General features: G+C 61.9%; 18 protein-coding genes. 10 read left to right on the top strand and 8 right to left on the bottom strand.

Annotation, left to right across the window (positions count from 1 at the left end):
* Nucleotides 1–223 precede the first annotated feature (223 nt).
* Complete coding sequence (locus F7P80_RS03735; RefSeq protein ID WP_054067629.1) at nucleotides 224–1,030, top strand: phosphonate ABC transporter ATP-binding protein; 807 nt, start codon at nucleotides 224–226, stop codon at nucleotides 1,028–1,030.
* Complete coding sequence (gene phnE, locus F7P80_RS03730) at nucleotides 1,030–2,595, top strand: phosphonate ABC transporter, permease protein PhnE (RefSeq protein WP_151042905.1); 1,566 nt, start codon at nucleotides 1,030–1,032, stop codon at nucleotides 2,593–2,595. Before F7P80_RS03735 ends, phnE begins: the two co-directional genes overlap by 1 nt.
* Here the strand turns inward: phnE and F7P80_RS03725 are convergent.
* Nucleotides 2,575–3,522: an alpha/beta fold hydrolase gene (locus F7P80_RS03725; RefSeq protein ID WP_151042902.1), complete on the bottom strand. Its 948-nt coding sequence runs from the start codon at nucleotides 3,520–3,522 to the stop codon at nucleotides 2,575–2,577. The genes phnE and F7P80_RS03725 overlap by 21 nt on opposite strands.
* A 149-nt stretch (nucleotides 3,523–3,671) precedes the next feature.
* Here F7P80_RS03725 and F7P80_RS03720 point away from each other — a divergent pair, with 149 nt between their 5' ends.
* From F7P80_RS03720 to F7P80_RS03705, 4 genes are all read left to right on the top strand, one after another.
* Complete coding sequence (locus F7P80_RS03720) at nucleotides 3,672–4,886, top strand: serine hydrolase domain-containing protein (protein WP_249041366.1); 1,215 nt, start codon at nucleotides 3,672–3,674, stop codon at nucleotides 4,884–4,886.
* 66 nt (nucleotides 4,887–4,952) lie between these two features.
* Nucleotides 4,953–5,528 (top strand): flavin reductase family protein, encoded by a 576-nt coding sequence (locus F7P80_RS03715; protein ID WP_211371992.1) that lies wholly within the window; start codon nucleotides 4,953–4,955, stop codon nucleotides 5,526–5,528.
* A gap of 177 nt (nucleotides 5,529–5,705) precedes the next feature.
* On the top strand, nucleotides 5,706–6,197 hold the full coding sequence (locus tag F7P80_RS03710; RefSeq protein WP_054067632.1) for a MarR family winged helix-turn-helix transcriptional regulator: 492 nt from the start codon (nucleotides 5,706–5,708) through the stop codon (nucleotides 6,195–6,197).
* Nucleotides 6,194–8,254: an FUSC family protein gene (locus F7P80_RS03705; RefSeq protein ID WP_151042893.1), complete on the top strand. Its 2,061-nt coding sequence runs from the start codon at nucleotides 6,194–6,196 to the stop codon at nucleotides 8,252–8,254. Before F7P80_RS03710 ends, F7P80_RS03705 begins: the two co-directional genes overlap by 4 nt.
* Before the next feature lie 82 nt (nucleotides 8,255–8,336).
* On the opposite strand, the gene F7P80_RS03700 is transcribed toward F7P80_RS03705, so the two are convergent.
* Nucleotides 8,337–9,509 (bottom strand): metallophosphoesterase, encoded by a 1,173-nt coding sequence (locus F7P80_RS03700; RefSeq protein WP_151042890.1) that lies wholly within the window; start codon nucleotides 9,507–9,509, stop codon nucleotides 8,337–8,339.
* 214 nt (nucleotides 9,510–9,723) lie between these two features.
* On the opposite strand from F7P80_RS03700, the gene F7P80_RS03695 reads away from it, so the two are divergent.
* The 3 genes from F7P80_RS03695 to F7P80_RS03685 all read left to right on the top strand — a co-directional run bounded on the left by F7P80_RS03695 (nucleotide 9,724) and on the right by F7P80_RS03685 (nucleotide 14,813).
* Entirely contained in the window at nucleotides 9,724–10,083 is a 360-nt protein-coding gene (locus tag F7P80_RS03695) for a hypothetical protein (RefSeq protein ID WP_151042887.1), read from the top strand.
* Nucleotides 10,084–10,176: 93 nt separating this feature from the next.
* The gene (gene hrpA, locus F7P80_RS03690; protein WP_151042884.1) at nucleotides 10,177–14,226 is read left to right on the top strand and encodes an ATP-dependent RNA helicase HrpA; all 4,050 of its coding nucleotides are present in this window, start codon (nucleotides 10,177–10,179) and stop codon (nucleotides 14,224–14,226) included.
* An 83-nt stretch (nucleotides 14,227–14,309) separates the two neighbouring features.
* On the top strand, nucleotides 14,310–14,813 hold the full coding sequence (locus F7P80_RS03685; protein ID WP_151042881.1) for a hypothetical protein: 504 nt from the start codon (nucleotides 14,310–14,312) through the stop codon (nucleotides 14,811–14,813).
* A 59-nt stretch (nucleotides 14,814–14,872) separates the two neighbouring features.
* On the opposite strand, the gene F7P80_RS03680 is transcribed toward F7P80_RS03685, so the two are convergent.
* Both F7P80_RS03680 and F7P80_RS03675 read right to left on the bottom strand, forming a co-directional pair.
* Nucleotides 14,873–15,853: a Bug family tripartite tricarboxylate transporter substrate binding protein gene (locus F7P80_RS03680; RefSeq protein ID WP_054067638.1), complete on the bottom strand. Its 981-nt coding sequence runs from the start codon at nucleotides 15,851–15,853 to the stop codon at nucleotides 14,873–14,875.
* Nucleotides 15,854–16,251: 398 nt separating this feature from the next.
* Complete coding sequence (locus F7P80_RS03675; RefSeq protein ID WP_151042878.1) at nucleotides 16,252–17,010, bottom strand: SDR family NAD(P)-dependent oxidoreductase; 759 nt, start codon at nucleotides 17,008–17,010, stop codon at nucleotides 16,252–16,254.
* A gap of 147 nt (nucleotides 17,011–17,157) precedes the next feature.
* Here F7P80_RS03675 and F7P80_RS03670 point away from each other — a divergent pair, with 147 nt between their 5' ends.
* Entirely contained in the window at nucleotides 17,158–18,876 is a 1,719-nt protein-coding gene (locus F7P80_RS03670; protein ID WP_151042875.1) for a thiamine pyrophosphate-dependent enzyme, read from the top strand.
* 78 nt (nucleotides 18,877–18,954) lie between these two features.
* Here F7P80_RS03670 and F7P80_RS03665 read toward each other — a convergent pair whose 3' ends face one another.
* The 4 genes from F7P80_RS03665 to mdtN form a co-directional block, all read right to left on the bottom strand.
* The gene (locus tag F7P80_RS03665; protein ID WP_151042872.1) at nucleotides 18,955–20,031 is read right to left on the bottom strand and encodes a linear amide C-N hydrolase; all 1,077 of its coding nucleotides are present in this window, start codon (nucleotides 20,029–20,031) and stop codon (nucleotides 18,955–18,957) included.
* Nucleotides 20,032–20,106: 75 nt separating this feature from the next.
* Nucleotides 20,107–21,720: a TolC family protein gene (locus tag F7P80_RS03660; RefSeq protein WP_151042869.1), complete on the bottom strand. Its 1,614-nt coding sequence runs from the start codon at nucleotides 21,718–21,720 to the stop codon at nucleotides 20,107–20,109.
* On the bottom strand, nucleotides 21,720–23,513 hold the full coding sequence (locus F7P80_RS03655) for an FUSC family protein (RefSeq protein ID WP_170265331.1): 1,794 nt from the start codon (nucleotides 23,511–23,513) through the stop codon (nucleotides 21,720–21,722). Before F7P80_RS03655 ends, F7P80_RS03660 begins: the two co-directional genes overlap by 1 nt.
* Nucleotides 23,510–24,565 (bottom strand): multidrug transporter subunit MdtN, encoded by a 1,056-nt coding sequence (mdtN, locus tag F7P80_RS03650; RefSeq protein WP_054067644.1) that lies wholly within the window; start codon nucleotides 24,563–24,565, stop codon nucleotides 23,510–23,512. The genes F7P80_RS03655 and mdtN overlap by 4 nt, the downstream gene beginning before the upstream one ends.
* Nucleotides 24,566–24,567 lie beyond the last annotated feature (2 nt).

Raw genomic sequence — 24,567 nt, 5'->3', positions numbered from 1 at the left:
CGCTTCACAACCCTTGATACGTCGTTGCTCAGCCTTGTCGTACGACTTGTACTGCCTGCGGCTTCGCGCCTGCGCGGCCCGGCCTCGTCTCAAACGCAAACCTGCGGTTTGCTGGGTTGTGCCAGCGGTTCTTGGTGCCGTTCTGTTTTTTTGATTACAAGCCAAATTGGCATCTAACGCTGATGTAGTAAGCGCTGGCAGCTACATTTTGCGGAGTAACGCTATGAGCTTTTCTTTGCAGGGGCTGGGGCTGACCCATGCCAACGGCCATGTGGCGCTGGCCGATATCACGCTGCGTGCCGCGCAGGGCGAGAGCATTGCGCTGATTGGCCCCTCGGGCGCGGGCAAAACCACGCTGCTGAGCACGCTGGGCACGGCGCTGCCACCGACGCTGGGGCAGATCGAAGTGCTGGGTCAGGCCGTGCCTTTTGATTCCAGATCCGGCCTGCGTCAACTGCGCGCGCGCATTGGCACGGTGCACCAGGCCGTGCCCATTCCGCCGCGCCAGCGGGTGGTGACGGCGGTGCTCGCAGGCAAGCTGGGGCAGTGGCCAGCGTATAAGTCCTTGCTGTCACTCATCCACCCGCAGGACATGCCCGGCGCACAGGCTGCGCTGGCACGGGTGCATCTGGCCGACAAGCTGTTTGCGCGCTGCGACCAGCTCTCGGGCGGGCAGCTGCAGCGCGTGGGCATTGCGCGGGTGCTGTACCAGGAGGCGCAATTGATTCTGGCGGACGAGCCTGTGTCTGCGCTCGATCCGACTTTGGCGCTGGACACGATTGAGCTGCTGGTGCATGAAGCCAAGGCACGCCACGCCACCCTGGTGGCCAGTCTGCACACCGTGGAGCTGGCGCTGCGCTGCTTTGAGCGCATTGTGGGTATTCGCGATGGGCGCATTGCCTTTGATCTGCCTGCTGCTCAGGTCACACCAGCCCAGCTGCAGGCCCTGTATGCCGCACAGCCCACTGCCGTGGCGGCTGAAGCAGCACCGGGGGCAGAACCTGCCTTGCCACTGCATGGGTGCCGCTGATGCCGAGTAGCAAGCAGTCGATCGCTTTGCGTGACCCCGCCGCGCGTTCGCGCCTGTGGGGCGCTGTGTTGGCCGTGGTGGTGCTGTGGCCGCTGTTCGATGGTGCAGGCGTCAGTGTCTCGGCCTTGTTCGATGCAGACAACCTGCGGGTGATTGGCGGCTTTCTCGCCAACTTTCTGCCGCCAGACACCAGTGCTGAATTCGCTGCTTATCTGTGGCAGGCCACGCTGGAAACCCTGGCCATTGCCACCTTGGGGCTGCTGCTGGCCTTTGTGCTGGCGGTGCCGCTGTCGTACCTGGCTACCAGTGCCGTGCGTGAACGTGCCAGCCAGAACCCGGTAGCCCGTGCGGTGATGACGGTGCTGCGCGGCATCCCCGAACTGGTCTGGGCACTGGTGTTTGTGCGCGTGTTTGGCCTCGGGCCAGCGGCCGGTGTGCTGGCGCTGGGTCTGACCTACGGCGGCATGCTCGGCAAGGTCTATGCCGAAATTCTGGAAAGCGAAGACGGCGCCGCCGCCCGTGCCTTGCTACGCACTGGCAGCCCACGCGCGCTGGCTTTGTTGTATGGCCTGCTGCCGCTGGCCTCCAAGGAACTGGTGTCCTACACGGTCTACCGCTGGGAATGTGCGATTCGCGCCTCGGTGGTCATGGGCTTTGTGGGGGCCGGGGGGCTGGGCCAGCTCATGGATCAGGCCATGAAGATGCTCAATGGCGGTGAGGCCTGCTCCATTCTGCTGGTGTTCGTGGTGCTGGTGCTGCTGGCCGATGCGTTGTCGGGCTGGCTGCGCCGCAGTCTGGATGTGCCGCCCGCTGCGCGCACTTCAGCCTTTGGTGTGCGCAGTGTGGTGGTACTGCTGGCCGTGGCTGCGGGTGTGGTGGCCAGCTGGCGGCTGCTGGACATGGATCTGGGCGCGCTGTTCACGGCCGATGCCGCCTCCAGCATGGGCGACTTTGTCTCCGGTTTTTTCCCGCCAGACACCAGCCGTGCATGGTTGTGGCAGGTGCTGGTCGGTATCTGGGAGACGCTGGCCATCTCGGTGGTCGGCACTTTGCTGGCGGCTGTCGCTGGCTTGCTGCTGGCGCTGCCTAAATTTCGCGCACCGTGGAATGTGCTGCTGAATGTGCTGCGCTCCGTACCTGAGCTGGTCTGGGCCACCATCACCGCGCTGGCCGTGGGCTTGGGGCCGTTTGCCGGAGCACTGGCACTGGCCTTGCACACGGCAGGCGTGCTGGGGCGGTTGTATGCCGAAGCGCTGGAGAACGCACCCAGCCAGCCCGCGGAGGCCCTGTGCCGCACAGGCAGCAGCCGCGCCATGGCGTTTCTGTATGGCACCTTGCCGGGGGCTGCGCCGCAGCTGGTGGCTTACACCCTGTACCGCTGGGAGATGAACATCCGCATGGCCGCCATCCTTGGCTTTGTGGGTGCAGGTGGTCTGGGGCAGCTGCTGTATTTCAAGCTCTCGCTGTTCCACTACGCCGAGGCCAGCACCGTCATCATCGCCATGCTGGCGCTGTCGATTGCAGTGGATCAGGCCAGTGCGTGGTTACGGCGCAGCATGCGCTGATGCGGCCTGCGCATTGCGCAGGTGCGGCACGATCAGCTCCAGCAGCACGGGGCTGATCTGTGCATCCAGCTGGTGGCGCATGCCGCGAATGATGTGCAGCTGCGCCCCGGCAATCGAGCGAGCAGTTGCTGCCCCGCCGCCGGGGTGGACGATGCGGTCTTTGTCACCGTGGATGATCAGCGTCGGCGCTTCGATGCGGTAGAGCGCGGCGCTGCGGTCGCCTGCAGCCAGAATGGCCGTCACCTGGCGCTCATAGCCCAGACGCGCCTGTTCCGGGTCAGGGATGCGCTGCCAGGCCTGGGCCACATAGTTGCGCCACGCGTCCTCAATGCCCGGCACCTTGGGGTCGCCAATGTGGCGCATGATGCGCACATAGTTTTCCTGGGCCTGCTCCAGCGTCTGCGCGGCGCGGCTGAACAGCATGCGCAGCACGGTGGAGCCTGCGGCCTGACCAACGCGCGGGTTGCCCGTGGTGGAAAAGATGGACGTCAGTGACAGCACCTTGTCTGGATATTGCGCGGCCAGGTTCTGCGCAATCATGCCGCCCATGGACATGCCCAGCACGTGGGCGCGTGCAATGCCCAGCACATCCAGCAGCTGGGCCACATCGTCTGCCATGTCGCGAATGTGGTAGTGCCCGGGCGGCACGCTGCGCAGCAGCAGACGCCAGCGTGGCGGCGGCAGCTGCGGCAGATGGCTGGAGCCCCCGACGTCACGGTTATCCAGCGTGATGACCCGCAGCCCCGCCTGTACCAGCCCGTCGATCAATACCATGGGCCAGGACACCAGCTGCAGCCCCAGCCCGGCAATCAGCACGATGGCCGGGTGTTCGGGCTGGCCATAGCTGCGATAGCACAGCTGCAGGCCACTGGGCAAGGTGGCGAACTGGTCGGAAGCTGGGTCGGCAAGAGGCAAGGCGTGCTGCATGGGTGAAAGCGCAAATGACACAAAGGCCCACATTGTGGCGGCAGCTGCAAGAGGCAAGAGGCCGGGTAGAGGATAGGCCCCATGCCCTTTGGTCAGCCACAGCGCACAATGCAGGCAAAGCCGGAACAAGGCGGAGACAGGAGACACAGGTGCAGTGGAAAAAATTAGCGCTGGGCGCTTTGGTGGTGGCAGGGGCCGCTGCCGTAGGGGGATGGTTCAGTCTGGACAAGGAAACGCGGGGCCTGCTGGCTACGTTCCCGACGAACCGTGATTTGCTGTTCTGGTCTGAGCCGCAGCGCGACGCGGCCTTCCGTGCGCTGGACCGCATTCCGCTGCTGGCGCGCTCGCATATGGTGCCAGCGAGCGGCACGCCATCACCGCTGCCGCCCGGAGAGCCGCTGCCGCTGCGCACAGATATCAATGCCTTCATGGCGGGTCAGCGCAGTGCCGCGCTGCTCATCGTGCAGGGCGGCAAACTGCGGCTGGAGCGCTATGGGCTGGACTTTGATGGCGCGGGCCGCTGGACCAGCTTTTCCGTGGCCAAGTCTTTTACTTCGACGCTGGTCGGCGCTGCGCTCAAGGATGGCTATATCCGCAGTCTGGATGACAAGGTCAGTGACTACATTCCTGACCTCAAGGGCTCGGCCTATGACGATGTCAGCGTGCGCCAGCTGCTGACCATGACGTCTGGCGTGCAGTGGAACGAAGACTATGCCGACCCGCAGTCCGATGTTGCGCGCTTTAACAACCACCAGCCCGAAGCGGGGCAGGAAGCCCTGGTCAGCTATATGCGCCAGCTGCCGCGCGCAGCGCCGCCCGGCACGCGCTGGCTGTACAGCACAGGGGAAACCAATCTGGTGGGCACGCTGGTGCAGCAGGCCACGGGCAAGCCGCTGGCCACCTATCTGGCCGAAAAGGTGTGGGGGCCAGCCGGTATGGAGCACGATGCCACCTGGCTGGTGAGCAAGACCGGGCAGGAAATTGGCGGCTGCTGCATCCAGGCTTCACCACGTGACTATGCCCGCATGGGCCTGTTTATTCTGAATGGCGCCAAGGTGGATGGCCAAAGCATCGTGCCTGATGGCTGGTGGGAGGCTGCCACCACCAAGCAGGCCGACATTGGCCGGCCCGGGCATGGCTATGGCTATGGCTACCAGTGGTGGACCAATGACGATGGCAGCTACGCCGCGCGGGGCATTTTTGGGCAGGGCATCTTTATCGACCCCCAGCGCGAGCTGGTGATTGTCACGAACGCCAACTGGGCCGGTGGCGCGCGTGACCCGGCTGCCATGAAGGCGCGCGAGCAGTTCTACCGTGAGGTGCAGCAGGCGGTGGATGCCGAACAGCAGCGCAGCAAAGACTGACGCTGCAGGCCATGGCTGCGCCGCGCCACAATGGCAGCCATGCCAAGTTCTGATTTCTCTGCTTCTTTGCCCGAGCACTTTGCGCCTGTGGCGCTGGACAAGTGCTACCGCCTGCTCAACCACGGCCCCACGGTGCTGGTCTCGGCCCAGCATGACGGGCAGGCCAATGTGATGGCAGCCGCCTGGGCCTGTGCGCTGGACTTCCACCCGCCCAAGGTGACGGTGGTGATTGACAAGGCCGCCTTCACACGCGGGCTGATTGAGCAGTCCGGCCGCTTTGCCCTGCAGCTGCCTACGGTGCCGCAGGCCGCGCTGACGGTGGCGCTGGGCAGTACCTCCGCCCACCAGATGCCCGACAAGCTGCAGCAGCACGCCGTGCCGCTGTTTGCCTCACCCCTGCATGGCACGCCGCTGGTGGCCGGCTGTGCTGCGTGGCTGGAGTGCCGTTTGATTCCCGAGTCGCACAACCAGCAGGCCTATGACCTGTTCATTGGCGAAGTGGAGGGCGCCTGGGCTGATGTGCGCGTGTTTGCCAACGGGCACTGGCAGTTTGAGCACGCCCCGGATGCACTGCGCACCCTGCACTATGTGGCTGGCGGCCATTTCTACGCGACTGGGGCTGTGGTGAAGGTGGAAAACTGATAGCGGATAGCGCAGGTTTTATGCGGATTTGAGATGAAAAATGCTTGCAAACGCTGTATAGATCTGCGCAAACCGCTATGTTTTGAAGGGGGAAGGCCTGGCGCACCAGCGGTTTGAATGCTTGGTGAATAAAATAGTTTGCAATGCAAATTATTTATCCGTATTCGAACTGAACGCATGTCTTCTTCTGTGATGCACACACAGGCTGCCACTGAGCAGCCTTTTTTTGGTCATTTGCTCATGGGCGTGAGCCGTACCTGGCGCAGCGTGCTGGAAGTGCGCCTGCGTGAGCTGGGGCTCACGGATGCCACCTGGGCACCTTTGTTTCACCTGCATGCCGCAGCCCAGCCCCTGAACCTCAAGCAGCTGGCCCAGCGCGTGGGGCTGGACAGCTCCAGCCTGGTGCGGGTGGTGGATGTGCTGGAGCAGCGCGGCCTGCTGCAGCGCCAGCAGGATGCGGCAGACCGGCGCAACAAGCAGCTGCTGCTGACCGAGCAGGGCCATCTGATGGTGGCGGATGTGCGTGCCAAGCTGCAGCAGGCCGAAAGCCAGCTGCTCGCAGGCATGGATAGCGCTGTCATTGAACAGCTGTACGCTGGCATGATGCTGCTGCACGAGCGCCTGTGCGCCCTGCAGCAGCAAGACCGTGCAGAAGGAGTGGCGGCATGAGTGTCACGGTTTCTGCTGCCGCGCAGCCTGGCTGGCAGCAATGGGCGCAGCGTGCAGGTTTTAACTCGCAGGTGCTGGTCTTTGCCCTGCGCACGGCGCTGGCCGCCTTTGTGGCTTTTGTGGTGGCCAAGGCCATGGGGCTGGAGCATGCCAACTGGGCGGCCATGTCGGCCTGGGCTTCCAGCCAGCCCTTGCGCGAGCATTTGCTCTCGCGCGGTATGTACCGCTTTGCCGGTTCGCTGCTGGGGGTGATCTATGCCGTGGGTCTGGTGCTGCTGGCGCAGGACAACCTGTGGCTGCTGGCGCTGGGCCTGGCGGCGTGGGGTGCGCTGTGCGCGTTCTGGGGCAATGCACAGCGCGGCTTCATGGTCTACGGCTGGATGCTGGCGGGTTACTCGGCCGCCATGGTGGTGCTGCTGCACCACGGCCCGGCAGCCAGCATTACCGACTTGGCCTGGGACCGCATGCTCACCGTGGTGACGGGCGTGGCTGCGGCATTGTGTGTGTCATGGTGCTTTGCGCCGCGGCGCAAGGCCATGGTGCTGATTGGTCAGAGCCGCCAGACGCTGGCCCAGGTGCTGCAGGCTGCCATGGCGCAGATGCAGGGCCAACCACGCCCTGCAGGCTGCGAGAGCGCTGTGTTGCTCAGCCGCCTTGCCGAGGTGGATGAGTTGCTGGATCTGTACCCCGAAGGCTCAGCCCGTGCACGCCGCACGGCACAGGCCATCCACTGGCAGCAAAGCCAGGCCATGGAGCTGCTCTACCAGCTGCAATGGCTGGCGCAAGGGCTGTCCAGCAAGACACTGTGTACGCCCACCGCAGCGGCGCAGCTCTTGCCTGTACTGCAGGCCGTGGTGCAGCAGTTGCAGCACGCGCCTGGAACGGACGAAGCGCAGCTTTACCGTGTCGTGCAGCAGGCGGGCGAGCTGGTGCAGCGCCAGATAGCTGCTGACACGGTGGGCAACCAGGTGCTGGCCCAGGTGGCGGCGCTGCTGCAGGCCGTGCAGGCGGGGCTGCATGCCGAGCAGCATGATCTGGGGCAGCAGGAAGTGGGTGAGGGCACCAGTGTTTCCATTCCTGTGACACCCTTGCACCGTGACTGGATGGGTGCGCGCCAGGCGAGTGTGCGCACCGGCGGCACCATGCTGCTGGTGGGGGCGGCATGGGCCTGGACGGGCTCCAGCGTCATGGCTTTCTGTCTGCTGGGGCTGTCGGTCATGCTGCTGGTGTTTTCTTCATTTGAAAGCCCCAGCCGCACCATGCTGTATGTGCTGCGCGGCCAGATTATTGGTGCGGTGCTGGCATTGATCTGCCAGCTGTGCGTATGGCCCTTGGCCTCATCTTCCTGGGACATGGTCTGGATGACGCTGCCCTTTGCCCTGATGGGCGGCTTGCTGTTTGCCCACCGCCGCACGGCCATGGGGGCCATGGACACCAATATGGTGATGTTTATCCTGCTGGCGCCACGCTTTCCGGACACCCTGGGCGCACAGGCCCATCTGAGTCTGGCGCTGGCCATTGTGGCCGGCCCTGCGCTGGCCTGGGGCATTTACCGGCTGATTTACCCCACGCAGGCTGTGGTGCGCATGCGCCACCTGCTGAGCATGATGTGGCAGCAGCTGCCTGCTGCCGCCGTACAGGCACTGCAGGGCGGCACGCCCGATGCGCAGTGGCGCGCACAGCTGCACCACCGGGTGCTGCGCCTGATGCGCTGGGCAGACAAGACGCAGTGGGCCAGCCGTTCCTTGCTGCCCAGCTATGGCATGGCGCTGCGCAGCACGCAGTCCGTCGTGGAACAGCTGCAGCACTGGCGCAGCACACAGGGTGCGCAGGCCCCCGCCCGTAGCTTGCGGCGCGCAGAGCTGGCGCTGCGCCGACTGTCCAAGTGGCAGCTGGAGCGCGCAGAAGGGGGTGTTCCGCAAGGCTTGCAGCAGGCCTGGCAGGCACTGGCCCAGCAGCCTAGGCTGCCCCCCGCACTGGCGGCCAAGGTACGGCGCGTAGCCGGGCATGATCTGGCGGTGCTGGCCCAGCTGCAGCAGGCACTACAGACCAAATAATGGCCGCAGCAGGCGCAAAAAAGCCCAGGTGTGCATGCACCTGGGCTTTTTGTCTGGCATCACGGGGGCTGGGCGAAGCCGATCAGAGGCTGGCGCGCTCCAGCACCAGCACATCAATCGACGAAGGCACACCCAGTCGCACAGCAAAACCGGGCCATAGACCTGCGCCATTGCTCACAAACAGGCGCATGGGGCCCACTTCATAGAGACCGCTGACAAAGCCGTCATTGGCGGGGGCGACCAGCCACTGGTCCATGCCCTTGATATGACCGCCATGGGTATGCCCTGCAATTTGCAGATCCACCCCATGCGGGGCATAGCTGCGTGCCATCTTGGGCTGGTGGCCCAGCAGGATGTGGAACTCAGCCCCTGCGGCCTTGGCCTGTGCGGCCACGGCTTCAATATCAGGCGGCACGCCTTCGGGCTTGCTGGGGTCTGCGTTTTGTCGGGAAAGGCGTCCATAGGCGGGATCGCCCACGCCAGAAATGGCCAGCCTGTGGCCACGCACGTCCATGACGTGGGCCTGGTTGACCAGGTAGTGCATGCCCTGCTGGCCATAAATCTTGGCCCAGGCATCAAAGCCGCTGTAGTACTCGTGGTTGCCGGGGGCAGCCCATACGCCCAGAGGTGCTTTCAGGCCAGCCAGTGGGGCAATATTTTTGGACTGGGTGGCTGCATCGCCATCGACCATGTCGCCGGGCAGCACCACTATGTCGGGCTGTGCAGCATTCAGGCGCTCGACCAGTGCCTGCACATATTCGGCATTGTTGACGGGGGTGGCATGGATATCTGCCAGCACACCAATGCGCAGGCCTTTCAGCGCCTCAGGCAGATTGGGCAGGGCAATGCGGTGCTCACGCACCTCTGGTACACGCGTGCCCTGGATCAGTCCATAGCCGCACAGCAGCAGACTGATGCCAAGCACCACACAGGTGTTGCGTGGTGCCAGCACGGGGCGTGCACCACCACGCCCGCGTGCCAGACGCAGGATGAGGGCCAGCACATCGCGCACCAGCGCCCAGACCAGCCCCATGCCCATTGCAGCAAACAGACCGCCGCAGATGAGCTGCAGGGGCGCCAGCTGCTCATAGGGCAGCCATTCGTTGCGCATGGCCAGAATCAGCAGTGCGGGGCTGATGATCAGCAGCGTGCTGATGCCCAGCAGCCACCAGAAAGCACGGCGCTGGGCGCGAAACAGCGGATACCACAGCCACAGGGCCAGCAGTGGTGCCGCGAAAGCAATCAGAAAAACCATGATGAAAACCGGAAGGATGCGGATAGTCAGCGCAGGACAGAGCCGCAGAGCATAGCAACAGCTGCAGAACCCCCAGAGCCTGCGCACCAGACCGTAAGGAAATGCATCCTGCACCTTGCCTGACAAAACGGCTATGCAGGCTGGTACACCATGCGCACATACGTGCCGGGCATGGGCGCGGGATGCACGGTGCAACAGGAACTGGAGGTTTGCAATGCCATACAAATGCATGAAGCAGCTGGGGCTGGCGCTGGCTGCCGTGGTGGTATCTGCCTCGGCCATGGCAGGGACTGCCGTGGGGGCAGGGGTGACCTGGACTTTCGGCGGCCCCAAGCCCATGACGGGGCCAGCGCTAGGCATCAAGCTGTTTTCTACCGACAAGGAACAAAAGGGTGCCGCCTATATCGGGGTGGATTACTCATTCAGTGACCATGGCCTGCGCCCCAATGTGGGGCTGGCCTATCTGGCCAAGCACAAAACCTATATTGGCGCTGACATTGGCTACTCCTTTACCCAGCAGGGCGCAGACTTTGGTGCGGGGCTGGGTTTTGTAGACAGCAAAAAGCGCGACTGATCCGCACTCCCTGGATTCCCAAGCTTCCTGCTCGCAGGTTGCAAGGCTTGCAGGCAGCATGGCTGAGCTGCAACGGGGATAATTACGCCCCTTATGCCTTTGAAGATCACGTTCCCCGAATCGCTTCCCGTATCCAGCCGCCGTGAAGAAATCATGGAGGCCATGGACCGCCACCAGGTCATCATCGTCTGTGGTGAGACGGGTTCGGGTAAAACCACACAGCTGCCCAAGATTGCGCTGGCACTTGGCAGAGGCAAGGTCAATGCGCAGCCCGATGCCAATGGCCAGGTAAGAGGCCATCTGATTGGCCACACCCAGCCGCGTCGTATTGCGGCGTCATCCGTGGCCAAGCGCATTGCCGAAGAGCTGGACACGCCGCTGGGCGAGGTGGTGGGCTACAAGGTGCGTTTTCAGGACACGCTGCAAAAGGGCGCTTCCGTCAAGCTGATGACGGACGGCATCTTGCTGGCCGAGACGCAGACCGACCCGCTGCTCAAACAGTACGACACGCTGATCATTGACGAGGCGCACGAGCGCAGCCTGAACATTGACTTCTTGCTGGGCTACATCAAGCAGATCCTGCCCAAGCGCCCCGACCTGAAGGTGGTGGTGACTTCGGCCACCATCGATGCCGAGCGCTTTGCCAAGCATTTTGAAGGCCCCAAGGGGCCAGCGCCGGTCATCATGGTTTCGGGTCGCACTTATCCGGTGGAAGTGCGCTATCGCCCGTTTGAGGAAAAGAAAGACTACGACCTCAATGACGCCATTGCCGATGGCGTGGATGAGTTGTGGAACGGCGGCGCCAAGGGCGGCGATATTCTGGTCTTTTTGCCCGGTGAGCGTGAGATCCGTGAGGCGGCCGATCACCTGCGCAAGCATCTGCAACACCAGCCTGCACTGCGCAGTGCCGAGGTACTGCCCCTGTTCTCGCGCCTGTCACAGGCCGAGCAGGACCGTATTTTTGATGGCCACACGGGCCGCCGCATTGTGCTGGCCACCAATGTGGCCGAAACCTCGCTCACAGTTCCAGGTATCCGATACGTCATTGACGCAGGCACGGCGCGTGTGAAGCGCTATTCCTTCCGTAGCAAGGTGGAGCAGCTGCTGGTCGAGCCGATTTCGCAGGCAGCAGCCAACCAGCGCGCAGGCCGCTGTGGCCGCGTGGCAGACGGTATCTGTATTCGCCTGTATGACGAGGTAGACTTCAGCAGCCGCCCCCCATTTACTGACCCGGAAATCCTGCGCTCTTCGCTGGCAGGCGTGATCCTGCGCATGAAGTCGCTGGGTCTGGGCGATGTGGTGAACTTCCCGTTCTTGGAAGCACCCTCGGGCCGCGCGATTGCTGACGGCTACCAGCTGCTGGCCGAACTGGGCGCGGTGGACGAGCGCGGCAATCTGCTGCACATGGGCAAGGAGCTGTCGCGCCTGCCGCTGGACCCGCGTGTGGGCCGCATGATTGTGGAGGCGCGCGAGCGCGGAGCCTTGGCTGAAGTGCTCATCATTGCCGCTGCTCTGTCTGTGCAGGACGTGCGTGACCGGCCGCTGGAAGCGCAGCAGCAGGCCGATCAGCAGCATGCCAAGTTTGATGACGACAAGAGCGAGTTCACCGGCTATCTGCGTCTGTGGAAGTGGCTGCAGGATGCGCGCGGCGGCAAGGTGGTGGCCAAAAGCCGCAAGGAAATGGCCGCACAAAATGCCCCCGCTGCCAAACCCAACGCACGCAACCAGGCCTTTTTGCCGGTGAGCCAGCGTGCCAGCGGTGGGCAGGTGGAAGGCTCGGTGGAAGAGCGCCTGGCGCTGTTCAACCCGGCGGAAGACCAGGAGGCCGACACCCACAAGCTCAGCAACCGCCAGTGGGAGCAGTTGCTGCGCCAGAACTTCATCAATATCCGCCGTGTGCGCGAGTGGCGAGATATTCACAGCCAGCTGCTCACCGTGGTGAAAGAGCAGAAGTGGCTCATCAATAACGAACCTGCAGGTTATGACGCTGTGCACCTGTCCATGCTGTCTGGCCTGCTGGGCAATATTGGCTACAAGGGCGAAGAAAGCGAAGCCTATCTGGGCGCGCGTGGCATCAAGTTCCACCCACACCCCGGTGCGCACCTGTCCAAAAAGCCCGGGCGCTGGATTGTGGCGGCCGAACTGGTCGAAACCTCGCGCCTGTATGGCCGTGGCATTGCGGCGATTGAGCCGCAGTGGCTGGAAGAAGTCGGCGCCCATCTGCTGAAAAAACAGCTGCTCGATCCGCACTGGTCTAAGAAGCAGGCCGATGTGGTGGCGCAGGAGCGCGCCACACTCTATGGCATCGTGGTCTACAACAACCGCAGCGTCAGCTATGGCCGCGTGGACCCCGATGCGGCACGCACCATGTTCATCCGCCAGGCGCTGGTCGAAGGGCAGTGGGATACGCACTGGCATTTCCTGGCGGCCAACCAGAAGATGGTGCGCAAGATTGAGGACCTGGAACACAAGTCTCGCCGGCAGGACGTGCTGGTGGACGATGAGTTGATCTACGCCTTCTACGAGCAGCACATCCCCAAGGGCATCTACAGCGGCGCTACCTTTGACAAGTGGTTCCGTCTGGAAAGCAAGGGCAAGCCGGAGCTGCTGCGCTTGTCCAGGGATGAGCTGATGCGCCATGAGGCCGCAGGCATTACCACCGAAAACTTCCCCAAGGTGGTCAAGCTCGGCGGTGTGGACTGCACGGCCAGCTACCTGCACAGCCCCGGTGACGCACGCGATGGCATCACGGTGAGCGTGCCGCTGTTTGTACTCAATCAGGTGAGCGAAGAGCGTGCGGAGTGGCTGGTGCCCGGCATGCTCAAGGACAAGATTCAGGCGCTTCTGAAGAGCTTGCCGCAGCGCCCGCGCAGCCGCTTTGTGCCGCTGCCTGAAAGCGCGACGCGGCTGGCCGAGCTGTTCACCCAGCCCGAGCGCTGGGCCAAGGGCAGCCTGATTGATGTGCTGCTCAAGCAGGTGCGCGATGAGACCTCGCTGGATGTGAAGCGCGCAGACTTTAAGCTGGACATGCTCAGCCCGCACCTGTTCATGAACTTTCGCGTGCTGGACGAGCATGGCCGCCAGCTGGGCCAGGGCCGCAATCTGGCTGCACTCAAGGCAGAGTGGGGTGCCAAGGCGCGCGGGGCCTTCCAGGCGCTTGCTGCATTAAAAGTAGCTGCTAGCGCTGATCAATCAAGCAATTCAGATAGAAAAGTATCTGAAAACAAGCAGCAGCAAGCGAAAGCAGCTCCTAAAAATGAGAAGTCGGCCAAGGCTGCTCCCACGCAAAAAGCCGAGCAGCGCTACACGAGCTGGGCCTTTGGTGAGCTGCCGGAGCTGATGGAAATCAGCAAGGGCAACACCACGCTGATTGGCTTTCCCGCCCTGATCGACCACGGCACAGAAGTTGGCATCGAAGTGTTTGACGAGCCTGAAGTGGCCGCCGCCAAGCACCGCGTAGGCCTGCGCCGCCTGTTTGCGCTGCAGATCAAGGATGCGCTCAAGTACCTGGAAAAGAACATCCCCGACCTGCAGAAAATGGCCGTGGCCTATATGCCGCTGGGTACGCAGGAAGAGTTGCGCCAGCAGATCATTGATGTGGCGATTGACCGCGCCTTTTTGCAAGACCCATTGCCTGCCAGCGAAGCCGACTTCAAGCAGCGTGTGCAGGATGGCCGTGGCCGCCTGACCTTGATTGCCAACGAAGTGGCGCGCATGGCCGGTGTCATCCTGACCGAGTACGCTGCGGCGGCGCGCAAGATCAAGGACACCAAGAACGCGCCGGATGCCACCAAGGATGCGGCAGAGCAGCTGGGCAAGCTGATGCCCAAGCACTTCATCGCCGTCGCACCCTGGACGCAGCTGGGCCACTATGCGCGTTACCTCAAGGCCATCACTGCGCGCCTGGACAAATACCGCGCCGACCCTGCGCGTGATGCCGCCAAGCTCAAGGAGCTGCAACCGCTGGAGCAACGCTACTGGCGTCTCGTGGCCGAGCGCAAGGGGCAGGTGGACGCACGCATGCAGGAATACCGCTGGATGCTGGAAGAGCTGCGCGTGAGCTTTTTTGCGCAGGAGCTGCGCACGCCGTATCCGGTCAGCGCCAAGCGTCTGGACAAGGTCTGGGCGCAGCTGCAGTATTGAGCGTCACTTCAGCCAAAAAACACCATCACCCACACCACAGCCCGATCCACTGCTGGGTCGGGCTTGTTTTTTAAGGACTTTTCATGACCGATATCACCCAGGACCTGCGCGTGGTCGCCATTGACAACGACAGCTACGCCCAGGCCGTGGCCGCTGCACGCGCCTACCGCATGGGCGATGACCCCTCAGGTTTTGCTTTCACCGGCAAAGCCACTTTGATGTTCCAGCGCGAGCACGAGGAATGGGAGCACAACGCCTTCAGCAGCACGCCGCTGATTCGCTACGTCAACCCTGTAGAAGGCGCGGCTGACGCCGATGAAGTGCAAAGCGACGACTTTTTGCGCGCTGTCTCGCACCAGGTCACCTATATGCACATTCCTGCCGAGTGCAAGGACATGGAGGTGGACGACGTCTGGGCCATTGACTGCGAATTTCTGATGTTTGCCATGCCCCACCCCGTGGAAGAGGGTGAAACTGCCTGGCTGCTGGTAGCAGGCCCTGAGAACCGCACGATTGCTTCCAAGCACACGGTGCAGGAGTTCCAGCTGGCGGAGATCAAGGCAGCGGCGAAAGAATTGGGCCTTTAAGCGGGCAATAAAAAACCCCTGCGGATGAGGCAGGGGTTTGACAGGCAAGTGGCCTGTGTTTACTGGATCACGGCGCCAGAGGCCTTCACCACCGCTTCGGAGTTGGCAAAGTCCTCGCGGAACATGGTCTCAAACTCCTGAATGCTCATGGCCTTGGGCTCTGCGCCCTGGGCCAGAATGGCTTCCTGCACGGCGGGCTGGGCCAGCAGCTTGTTCACTTCGGCATTCATCTTGGCGGTGATGGCTGCAGGTGTACCAGCGGGCATGAACAGGCCGTACCAGGTGCTCACGTCAAAGTCCTTGATGCCTTGCTCCTGCATGGTGGGCACATCAGGCAGCGAAGTGGCGCGCTGGGCAGAAGTCACAGCCAGGGGGCGCAGCTTGCCAGCCTTGATCTGGCCAATGGCCGATGGCACGGAAGACACCAGCAGGTCCACATTGCCCGCGATGGCATCCATCAGCGCGGGGTTGGAGCCCTTGTAGGGCACGTGGGTCAGCTGGATGTCGGCAGCCTTTTCAAACAGGTGGCCAGCGATGTGAATGCTGGTGCCGTTGCCAGGCGAGCCGTAGGTGATCTGGGTGGGCTTGGCCTTGGCGGCAGCCACCACATCTGCAATCGTCTTGTAGGGGGAGTTCACGCTGGTGGCGATGATCACAGGTGTATAGGCCACGTGTGCCACAGGGGTCAGGTCCTTGACGGGGTGCCAGGGCAGGCTCTTGTACAGGTAGGGGCCAAGCACCAGATTGTCTTTCTGGCCCATCACCATCTCATAGCCGGTAGGTGCAGCCTTGGCAGCTTCCGTAATGCCGATGGTGCCGCCTGCGCCAGCCTTGTTTTCGGGAACAACGGTCCAGTTAGTGGCTTCGGTCAGCTTGTTGGCGACGACGCGGGAGAGAATGTCTGTGCCGCCACCGGGAGGAAATGGAATCACCAGACGAATGGCCTTGCTGGGATAGTCTGCAGCGTCTTGGGCAAAGGCAGGGGCGGCAACACCTGCAGTCAACGCCAAGGCAGTGCAGGTGATCAGTTTGCGGTACATGAGAGTCTCTCCAGAACACAGGTATCTAAAACAGCAGCAGGCCCTGTGCAACACACAGCAGAGCGGAAACTGCTTTCAAGCAAATTTGTGGGCCTGTCGACAGCGAAAGGGTGTTCACCATCTGGCGCGGAGTTCCTCTATGGAACCTGTCTGTATATAGCCCGCAGGGGTTGCCTGCGGGATGATCACGGGCTGTGCTGACCGATCAGATCGCACAGCGCGGTGTGGCCCACTTGACTCAGACAGGTTCTTGGGATGTGTGAATGTTAGCGCCGTAATTGTTTGTACAAGATCAAACGCTGCAAAAAATACATTCCGATTCGGCATCGGCTCAGGATGTTCTGTGCGCATCGCACGAAGCCATGCAGCGCGAATCAAGCAGAGCCAATCAACCAAGTTTAGGCCTGTCGCACATCCGCAATCACAGGATCGCCAAAGTTCTCGCGCTCCAGCCAGGCCAGAACGCGGGCGCCTGCTGCTTCGGGCGAAGTGAGCTGGCCATTGGCCTTGAGGTCCGCAAAGCGGCCGACGCCCGGAAAGTCCTCCACGCTGGCGCTGCGCAGCTGCAGCTGCATGTCAGTATCAATCACTCCAGGAGCCAGTGAGCAGATCTTGGCGCCATGGGGCTTGCTGGCTTCATCCAGCGCTACGGACAGCGAGAAGTTGTCCATGCCAGCCTTGGCGGCACAGTAAGTGGCCTGCGAAGCAATGGCGCGGCGGCCCAGGCCAGAGGAAATATTGAGCACCCGGCGGGGAATGCTCCAGTTTTCCGTCGCCTGCAAAAATGCCGAGGTCAGCAGCATGGGGGCTTCCAGACCCACACGCAATGCGTGGCTGATAGCGCTCCAGTCCGTATGCGACAGCGGTGCAATGGGGGGAATGACGCCAGCGTTATTGATCAGCACCACACGGGCATAACGGCTGGCTTCCTGTGCAGCCAGCCAGCTGCGCAGTTGCTGGGCGGCCGTATCGGGAGCAGACAGATCATGCTGCCACTGCTGCAGCGTGGCCTGGTGGGTCTGGGCCACGGCTTCCAGTGCGTCGTTGCGATGGCGTGCCATGGTGATCAGGTGGTGGCCCTGTTCGAGGATCTGACGGGCCATGGCCAGACCCATTCCGCGTGAAGCGCCAGTAAGTATGTAGAGCTGAGGTTTCATGGGCTGGATCGTAACGCGCCTGCCTGCTGTACAAACAGTTGGCATATCAGGGATTGGCTGACAGCCTGCAGCAGTTCAGGCTTGAACAATCAATGCGTCAGGCAAACAATGCAACTGGTTTTAACAAGTGACTCAAAGGGAGCAGGAATGACCCAACGTGTAGCGGATTTGATGGTGGAGATTCTGGCGCAGGCAGGTGCGCAGCGCTGTTATGGCATTGTGGGCGATACGCTGAACTACTTTACAGATGCCATCCACAAGAGCAAAAAGCTGGAATGGGTGCACATGCGCCATGAAGAGGCAGGTGCTTTTGCCGCAGGTGCTGATGCCCTTTTGACAGGGCAGCTGGCGGTGTGTGCGGGCTCATGTGGCCCAGGCAGCCTGCACTTTATCAATGGTATTTTTGAGAGCAACCGCAACCGCTCGCCACTGGTGCTGATTGCCAGCCAGCTGGGCACGCCGCAGCTGGGCACGCAGTTCCCGCAGGAGGTGGATTTCCTCAAGGTCTACAGTGAGTGCACGGTATTTGCCCAGCAGATCAACCACCCCAGCGAAGCGCGCCGCATTCTGACGCAGGCCTGCCAGGCTGCGCTGAACAAGCGTGGCGTGGCGCTGGTGGTCGTGCCGGTGGATGTGAGCAGCGCCGAGGTGCCGGAAAGCTTGCCTTTTAACGTGCATGTGCCGCAGCCTGTGGTGCGTCCTTCCGATACCGAGCTGCAGGCCATGGCACAGCTGCTCACAGAGGGCAAAAAGGTCGCCATCTACTGTGGCTCTGGCGTGGAAGGTGCGCACGATGAGCTGATTGCGCTGGCCAGCAAGCTCAAGGCCCCGATTGGCCATACCTCGCGCGCCAAGGACTTTGTGGAATACGACAACCCCTTCAACATGGGCATGACGGGGCTGTTGGGCATTTCCTCTGGCTACGAGATGATGGAGCAGTGCGACACGCTGCTGCTGCTCGGCGCGGACTTTGCCTGGTCACAGTTCTACCCGAACAAGGCGCGCATCATCCAGGTGGACAAGGAAGTCATGCACCTGGGCCGCCGCCATCCGGTGGATCTGGGTGTGGTGGGCGATATCGTGCCTACGCTGCAGGCCCTGCTGCCGCTGCTGACCGAAAAGACCGATGACAGCTTCCTGCAGACCTGTCTGAAGCACCGTGAACATGCGCTCAAGACGCTGGAGGCACAGGAGCGCGTGGGCAAGGGTGATGTGATTCACCCCCAGCATGTCTACCGTGTGATCAGCGAACTGGCGGCAGAAGACGCCATCATTGCAGCCGACTGCGGCTCTTCCATGGCCTGGCTGCTGCGTCACCTCAAGGTCAACGGCAAACGCCGCACGCTCACCAGCATGCTGCATGGCACCATGGCCAATGCCATGCCACAGGCGCTGGGCGCACAGAAGGCATTCCCCGGGCGGCAGGTGATTTCCGTGTCGGGCGATGGCGGTCTGGCCATGCTGATGGGCGACTTGATCACTACGCTGCAGGAAAAACTGCCCATCAAGATCGTGGTGCTCAACAATGGCTCGCTCAATTTTGTGGAGCTGGAGCAAAAGGTCGATGGCCTGCTGAACAACTACACCGACCTGGTCAATCCTGACTTTGGTGCGGTGGCGCAGGCCTTGGGCATGTGGGGCCGCAGTGTGCGCAAGGCCGATGAGGTGGAAGCCGGCGTGCGTGAGCTGCTGGCACAGCCCGGCCCGGGCTTGCTGAGCGTGCATACCTCACCGTTTGAGCTGGTCATGCCTCCTACGGTGCAGGCCAGCCAGGTGGTCAGCACCACGCTGTACGCCGCCAAGGCATTGATCAGCGGCCGCGCAGAAGACGTGGAGCATCTGCTGGTCGATAACTATGTGAAGTAATCGCAGCTTGCCGAGTGCTTCTCGTAAAAAAACCTGCATCGGTATTTGATGCAGGTTTTTTTGATGGCGGAGGCTTGCTTACTGAAAGGCGCTGGTGATGTCGCCTGCCTGCGTGGCAAACGTGGCCAGCTCCAGGTACTTGCTGGCTGCGTTTGATTGCTGCAGCTGCTGCAGATCGATGCTGATGTAGTTCAAGGCGTTGTAGCTGCGGATGTGGAACTTGCGCTGCTTCAGATCCGACAGCGCCGTCCAGGAGGTGTACTCCGAGATATAGCGTAGGCTACCTGTGACGCCGGGGGCGGTCATGTCCTGCAGGCCTGCCTTGAAGCGCTCATCCACCGTGATGCCGCGCGGACGGTCGAAGTTGTTCATCACATGCGCCAGCGTAACCAGTGCCTGCTCTGGCGTCTTGGCTTTCTCGGCAAATGTGGCGTAGTACACAGCACGTACAAAGCGACCGACCGAGGTGTTGGACGAAGGCAGAGCCACGGTGGCGATGCCAGAGTCTGGCTGCTGCAGCTGCACGCCTTTGATGGTGAGCCTGGACTGGTCCTTGTTGCTCAGAAAGGTGTAGTTGTTCAGATTGGTCAGATGCCACTGGAATTCCGGGCCGTTGGTCATCACGCCAATCGGGTTGTCGATGACGTTCTGCTGCCCGTTGGCGAACTCGATGACGATGGAAGCCCCCGTGGCATCGTGCAGGGTGTAGTGGAATGGTGTCTTGAGCACGCCAAAGGGCAGCAGTGCGGTGACCAGTGCGGGCGTTTGCTCCAGTGCCTGCTTGACCTCGGCCACGGTAGCGAAATTGGCGAGTGTCCATGCTCCCAGATCAATAGCTGCCAGCGCTGACTGTGTCTTGTCCAGCTGGTCCTGTGGGCCTTCGGTGCTGGCAAAGGCCAGCAGGCTGAAGCTCATGCCGGCTGCATTCATGCCTTCTGCCACCTTCTGGTCCTTGGAGACAGGGTCAGGCACGGTCACGGCAATGAAGGCGTATTTCGACTGGTAGTTCAGTGGGGCATGGCCTTTGACCGTGGATTGAAACTCGGAGCCGGGCGCAAAGTAGGCCAGCTTGTAGGGCAGCTCCATGGGCAGCTCCATGGTGCGGCCGGCATAGGGGGCATGGTTGGCATCTGTGTAGAGCAACGATGTGCACATGGTGTTCTCCTCAAAGAAATCGGTGCATGGCGCAACAAGGCGGCATGGCAGGGCTGGTGTGCTGGGTCTAGGCAGTTATGGCTGTGAACGGCTGGGCAGTGCAGGCAGCATGGTAGCGGTTGGCGTCTCTGGCAAAGAGGTGCTGCTAGCCGTGGGTAGCCAGCTGGCATCGGCAGACACCATGGTGCCCATGACAAAGGCCAGATTGGCTGCGGCGGCTACGGCCGCATATTGCGCTTCAGCCAGAGCCTGGTTGGCTTTGTTGAGCTGGATGGCTGACTCAGTCAGCAGCACGGTGCTGATGCGCCCGACTTTGTAGGCCTCCAGTGAGGCATCGTGCACCACGCTAGCGGTTTCCACCAGCTCTGTGGCTGCTTCATGGCTTTGCAGTGCTGTCTGCAGTACCTGCTCTGCCGCAACAATTTCGCGCACGGCCGTCATCTGCAGGTGCTCCAGTTGCAGCTGGGCTTGCTCTTTGGCCAGCTCGGCCTTGCTCAGCTGGGTAGAGCGCAGGCCGGCGTCATACAGCGGAATGGAAATACCCAGCAGCACGCCAGACCCTGTGTTCTGCACGCCCAGGCCTGAGAGATTGCCGGCCTGGAAGGTGGAACTGTTCTTGGCCAGCCCTGCACCCATGTAGACCTTGGGCATGAAGGCGGCTTTGGCAGCGCGCTGACCAGCATCGGCAATCTTGACGGCCGCATAGGCGGCAGCGATATCTGCGCGCTGGGCAATGACTTGCTCGATGCGCTGTTGCGTCAGGGGGGCGGAGGAGGCGGGCAGTTCCTGCAGTCCTGGCGCTGCCACCTGCAGCTGGGTGTCGGGCGGCAACCCCACAGCCTGCATGAGTGCCAGATAGCTGGAGCGCTCCAGTCCCTCATGGGTGACGACATTGAGCTTGCCCTGTGCGAGTGCCTGTTTGGCCAGCGCCAGATCAATGCGGGTAGCCAGTCCACCTTCCAGACGGGCAGTGACCGCCTGCAGCACATGCTCGTGCTGCTTGAGCGACTTGTGCGCCAGCTGCGTATTGGTGCGCGCAGCGTTGTAGCGGTAGTAGGCATCCGTGACGTCACGGATGACCTTCTGGTGTGCGGCATTGAACAGAATATTCGTGGTCAGTGCCGCGTACTGCGTGCCTTCGCGAATGGCATCGCGCTCACCGAAGTCAAACAGCAGCCAGGTCAGCGTCAGCATGGGCGTGGTGCCGCTGACCTTGTTGTCGACATCCACCGTGCCCAGCTCCAGTGGCAGCTTGACGGGAATGCGCAGGCGCTGCTCGCCAGTGATGACGCTGGCGGTCAGCGAAGGCAAAAACAGTGCATCGGTCAGGCCGATGGAGAGGGCTGCCTCACGTGCACGGTTCCATGCCAGCCGGGTGCTGGGGTTCTCGCGCTGGGCGATATCAATCAGCTGCGGCAGGGTCAGCGCCGTGTCGCTGGGGTAGATGGCGCTGGGCTTGAAGGTCTGCAGCGCTGGAACAGCAGGGATGGTAAACACCTGGCTTTCACCAGCTGTGTGGGCAGTGCTGGACTGGGCAGGCAGATCCCAGGCGCTGCTGTCTGCCTGCCAGGCCTGTGCAGGTGTTTCAGGCAGGCGCAGATCGGCGGGTGTGGTGCAGCCCGTCAGTGCGCCCAGTGTCAGGGCAGCAAGGCCTGCAGGTCCGTAGCGGAAACAGGTGCGTAGTGGCATCAGCTTAGTCCTCCAGCCATGACTTTGTTTTGCAGGGCATGGACTTGTTCTTGAATCTTGGGGTCTTCGAGCGATAGTTCGCCAAAAGCAGTTTGCAGATAAATGCTCTCGAGCGCGTTGATGCTTTGCTGCATGCGCGTTTGCTCGGAGACGGGAATGTGCAGCACGGCCGCTTCGTATTTGCTGGAGATCACCTGCTCGCGCAGGGTCTGCAGCTGCGGCAGCAGCTCAGGCAATGCAGCCTGCATCTGCAGCGCAGCCTGGGGCTTGTGGATGAACAGGTCCAGCCCGCGAATATGCTGGCGCAGCATCTTGATCACGCGTGAGGCCGAGCTGACGGGCCAGATCTGCGTGAACACGATAAACAGCATGAAGTTGCCCAGCAAAATGCCGTAGATACGGTCCAGGGCTACGGAAATCTTGACGTCTGGTCCAAAGCCCTGCAGCACGGTCAGCACAAAGGCCAGGCCAATCTGCACCCCGGCGTAGGAGATGCGCTCCGAGCCCTGGGCCACCCAGGCTGCCACCATGCAGCCCGCAAATACCAGTGCCATGAGCTGGCCGATATTGGTCATGTGTGGCATCAAAAAGTAAATCGATGCAATGCCCATGGCCGCGCCCACCAGACATCCACAGATACGCAGGACCAGCTTGTGAATGGTCTCGCCCACGGTGCCCAGTGCAGCGACATAGCAGGTGATCATGGCAGTGTGAATGTCTTGCCATTGCAGCGCGGTATAGGTCAGGTAGCAGACCACGGCGCAGAAGGTGACCTTGGTGCCGAATTCCGCATAGCTGCTGTTGTGTGCGACATCACGGTTGAAAAAGCCATCCTTGGGCAGTGGTGACTTTTCAATGGCATAGGGCGGCAGGGCTGGCAAATGCTGAAAGCGGGCTTCCACATCCTGCAGCAGCGCAGGCAGAGGCTGGTCGCTGCTCACGTGGGCAGGCTTGTCGAGCAAGCGGCCGTGCTGCAGAGCATCGGCCACATGGTCGCAATACTGGCCCCAGCGGGTGCGCAGCTCGGTGGGCACGCTGTCTGGCGGCAGTGCACTCCAGGCCGCCATGAGCTGGTACTGGCTCAGTGCAAGCTGCTTGAGCTGCTGCAGGCGCTGCCTGGGTAGCAGGAAAAACAGCGTGGTGAAGAGCAGCATCTTGTCGATGTCTGCATTGCCTTCGCGCAGAAAGGGCAGCAGATCGGTGGCAGGCGCGTGGCCTTTGACAACGGCTGCCAGCGTCTGGCTGCGGCGCAGCAGGTGGCGCTGTGCCAGACGTGCAGGCGAGGGGCCCAGCATGGCCAGCACAATGAGCATGATGGCCATGGGGGCCACGGCCATGAGTGCCGCGTACAGGATGGCACGGGTCAGCAGTTCACCAAAGGGCGCAATGCCGACCAAGGTCATGATGAAGCCAATCACCAGTGCCACGATGCTGCCCACTTCGCCCACCTTGCTGGCCACGCTCAGGTACATGAAGAGAAAGGAGCCAATGCAGAGGATGAGCATGCGCACCAGCAGGCTGTCGACCGACAGCACAGCCAGCCCCACCAGAATGGGAATCATGATGCCCACCAGCACAATGACGCCTATGCCCATGAGCAGGCTGTCGGTGGAGTTGGGCTTGACGACAAACAGCACCAGATAGCAGGCAATAGGCGCCAGTGGAATCTGGTAGACCATGAAGACCATGGCTACCAGGGCGCAGACCAGTGCCGTGCGCCAGGTCATGGCCAGGCGCCCTTCGTAAGGCGCCAGTTCCGTGCGCAGGAAGTGCTGCAGTGTGGAACCGCTCATTCGCATGTCTGCTGTGCACGAATGGTGACGGTGGCAGACGCACCCATGCGCATCAGATCAGCAGGTGGGTTGTCCAGTTGGATGCGTACCGGAAAGCGTTGTGCCACACGTACCCAGTTCAGCGACTTTTGCACATAGGGCAGGCTGCGTGGCAGGTTGATGACTTCTTCACTGTTCACCCCCCAGCCAATATTGACGACCTTGCCTTTGATCTCTCGCTTGGGATCAGCCAGCACGTAGACGGATGCACAGGCACCCAGTGGAATGTCGGTCAGCTCGGTTTCCAGATACAGCGCTTGGGCATACCAGCTTTGTGTCTCAATCAGCGTGAACAGTGACTGGTCGGGCAGCAGGCGTTCTCCGGTTGCCACGCGCAAGCCAACGACCAGGCCATCATGCGGGGCGCGGACTTCGGTGTCTTGCAGTGCTTTTTCGGCGATGGCAACGGCAGCCTCAGCCACCTGCACGGCGGCTAGTGCGGCATCGGCCTGACCGACCAGATGCTGGGCTGCCTGATTCTGTGAGCCAGCCTGGGACAGGCTGATCTGCGCGTCGCGCTCGGCCGTCAGTGCAATGTCCAGTTCCTGCTGCGTGGCATAGCCTTGTGCAACCAGAGGGCGCAGGCGCTCTACCGTGCGCTTGGCCAGTGCCAGGTTGGTTCTGGCGCGTGTGATCTGCTCCTGGGCAATGGTGGCATTGGCAGATTCGGCCTTGATGACCCTGCCCTTGGTGTTCAGCGCAGCCTGGGCAATGGCCAGTTCGGCACGTGCCTGCTCAAGCCGCCACTGGTACAACTCTGGCTCCAGGCGGAAAAGCACATCGCCACGCTTGACGCGGGCACCGTCTTGCACCAGTAGCTCTGCAATCTTGCCGGGTACGGCTGTGCTGATGTGGACGACATTGGCCTGTATGACCGCATCATCCGAAGAAACATTGTCCTCCTGGTGGCGGTGGAAAAAGAGCAGACTTCCTAGCAGGCCCAGAAAAATCAATACGGCAATGAGTTTGGCCGCCAAAGGCTTTTTGCTGGCAGATTCTGTGGTGCTGGTCATGG

This window comes from Comamonas kerstersii, from assembly GCF_008801935.1.
Taxonomy (GTDB): Bacteria; Pseudomonadota; Gammaproteobacteria; order Burkholderiales; family Burkholderiaceae_C; genus Comamonas; species Comamonas kerstersii.
The sequence above is the reverse complement of the archived record's forward strand: the minus strand, read 5'-3'. Positions and strand labels throughout refer to the sequence as shown.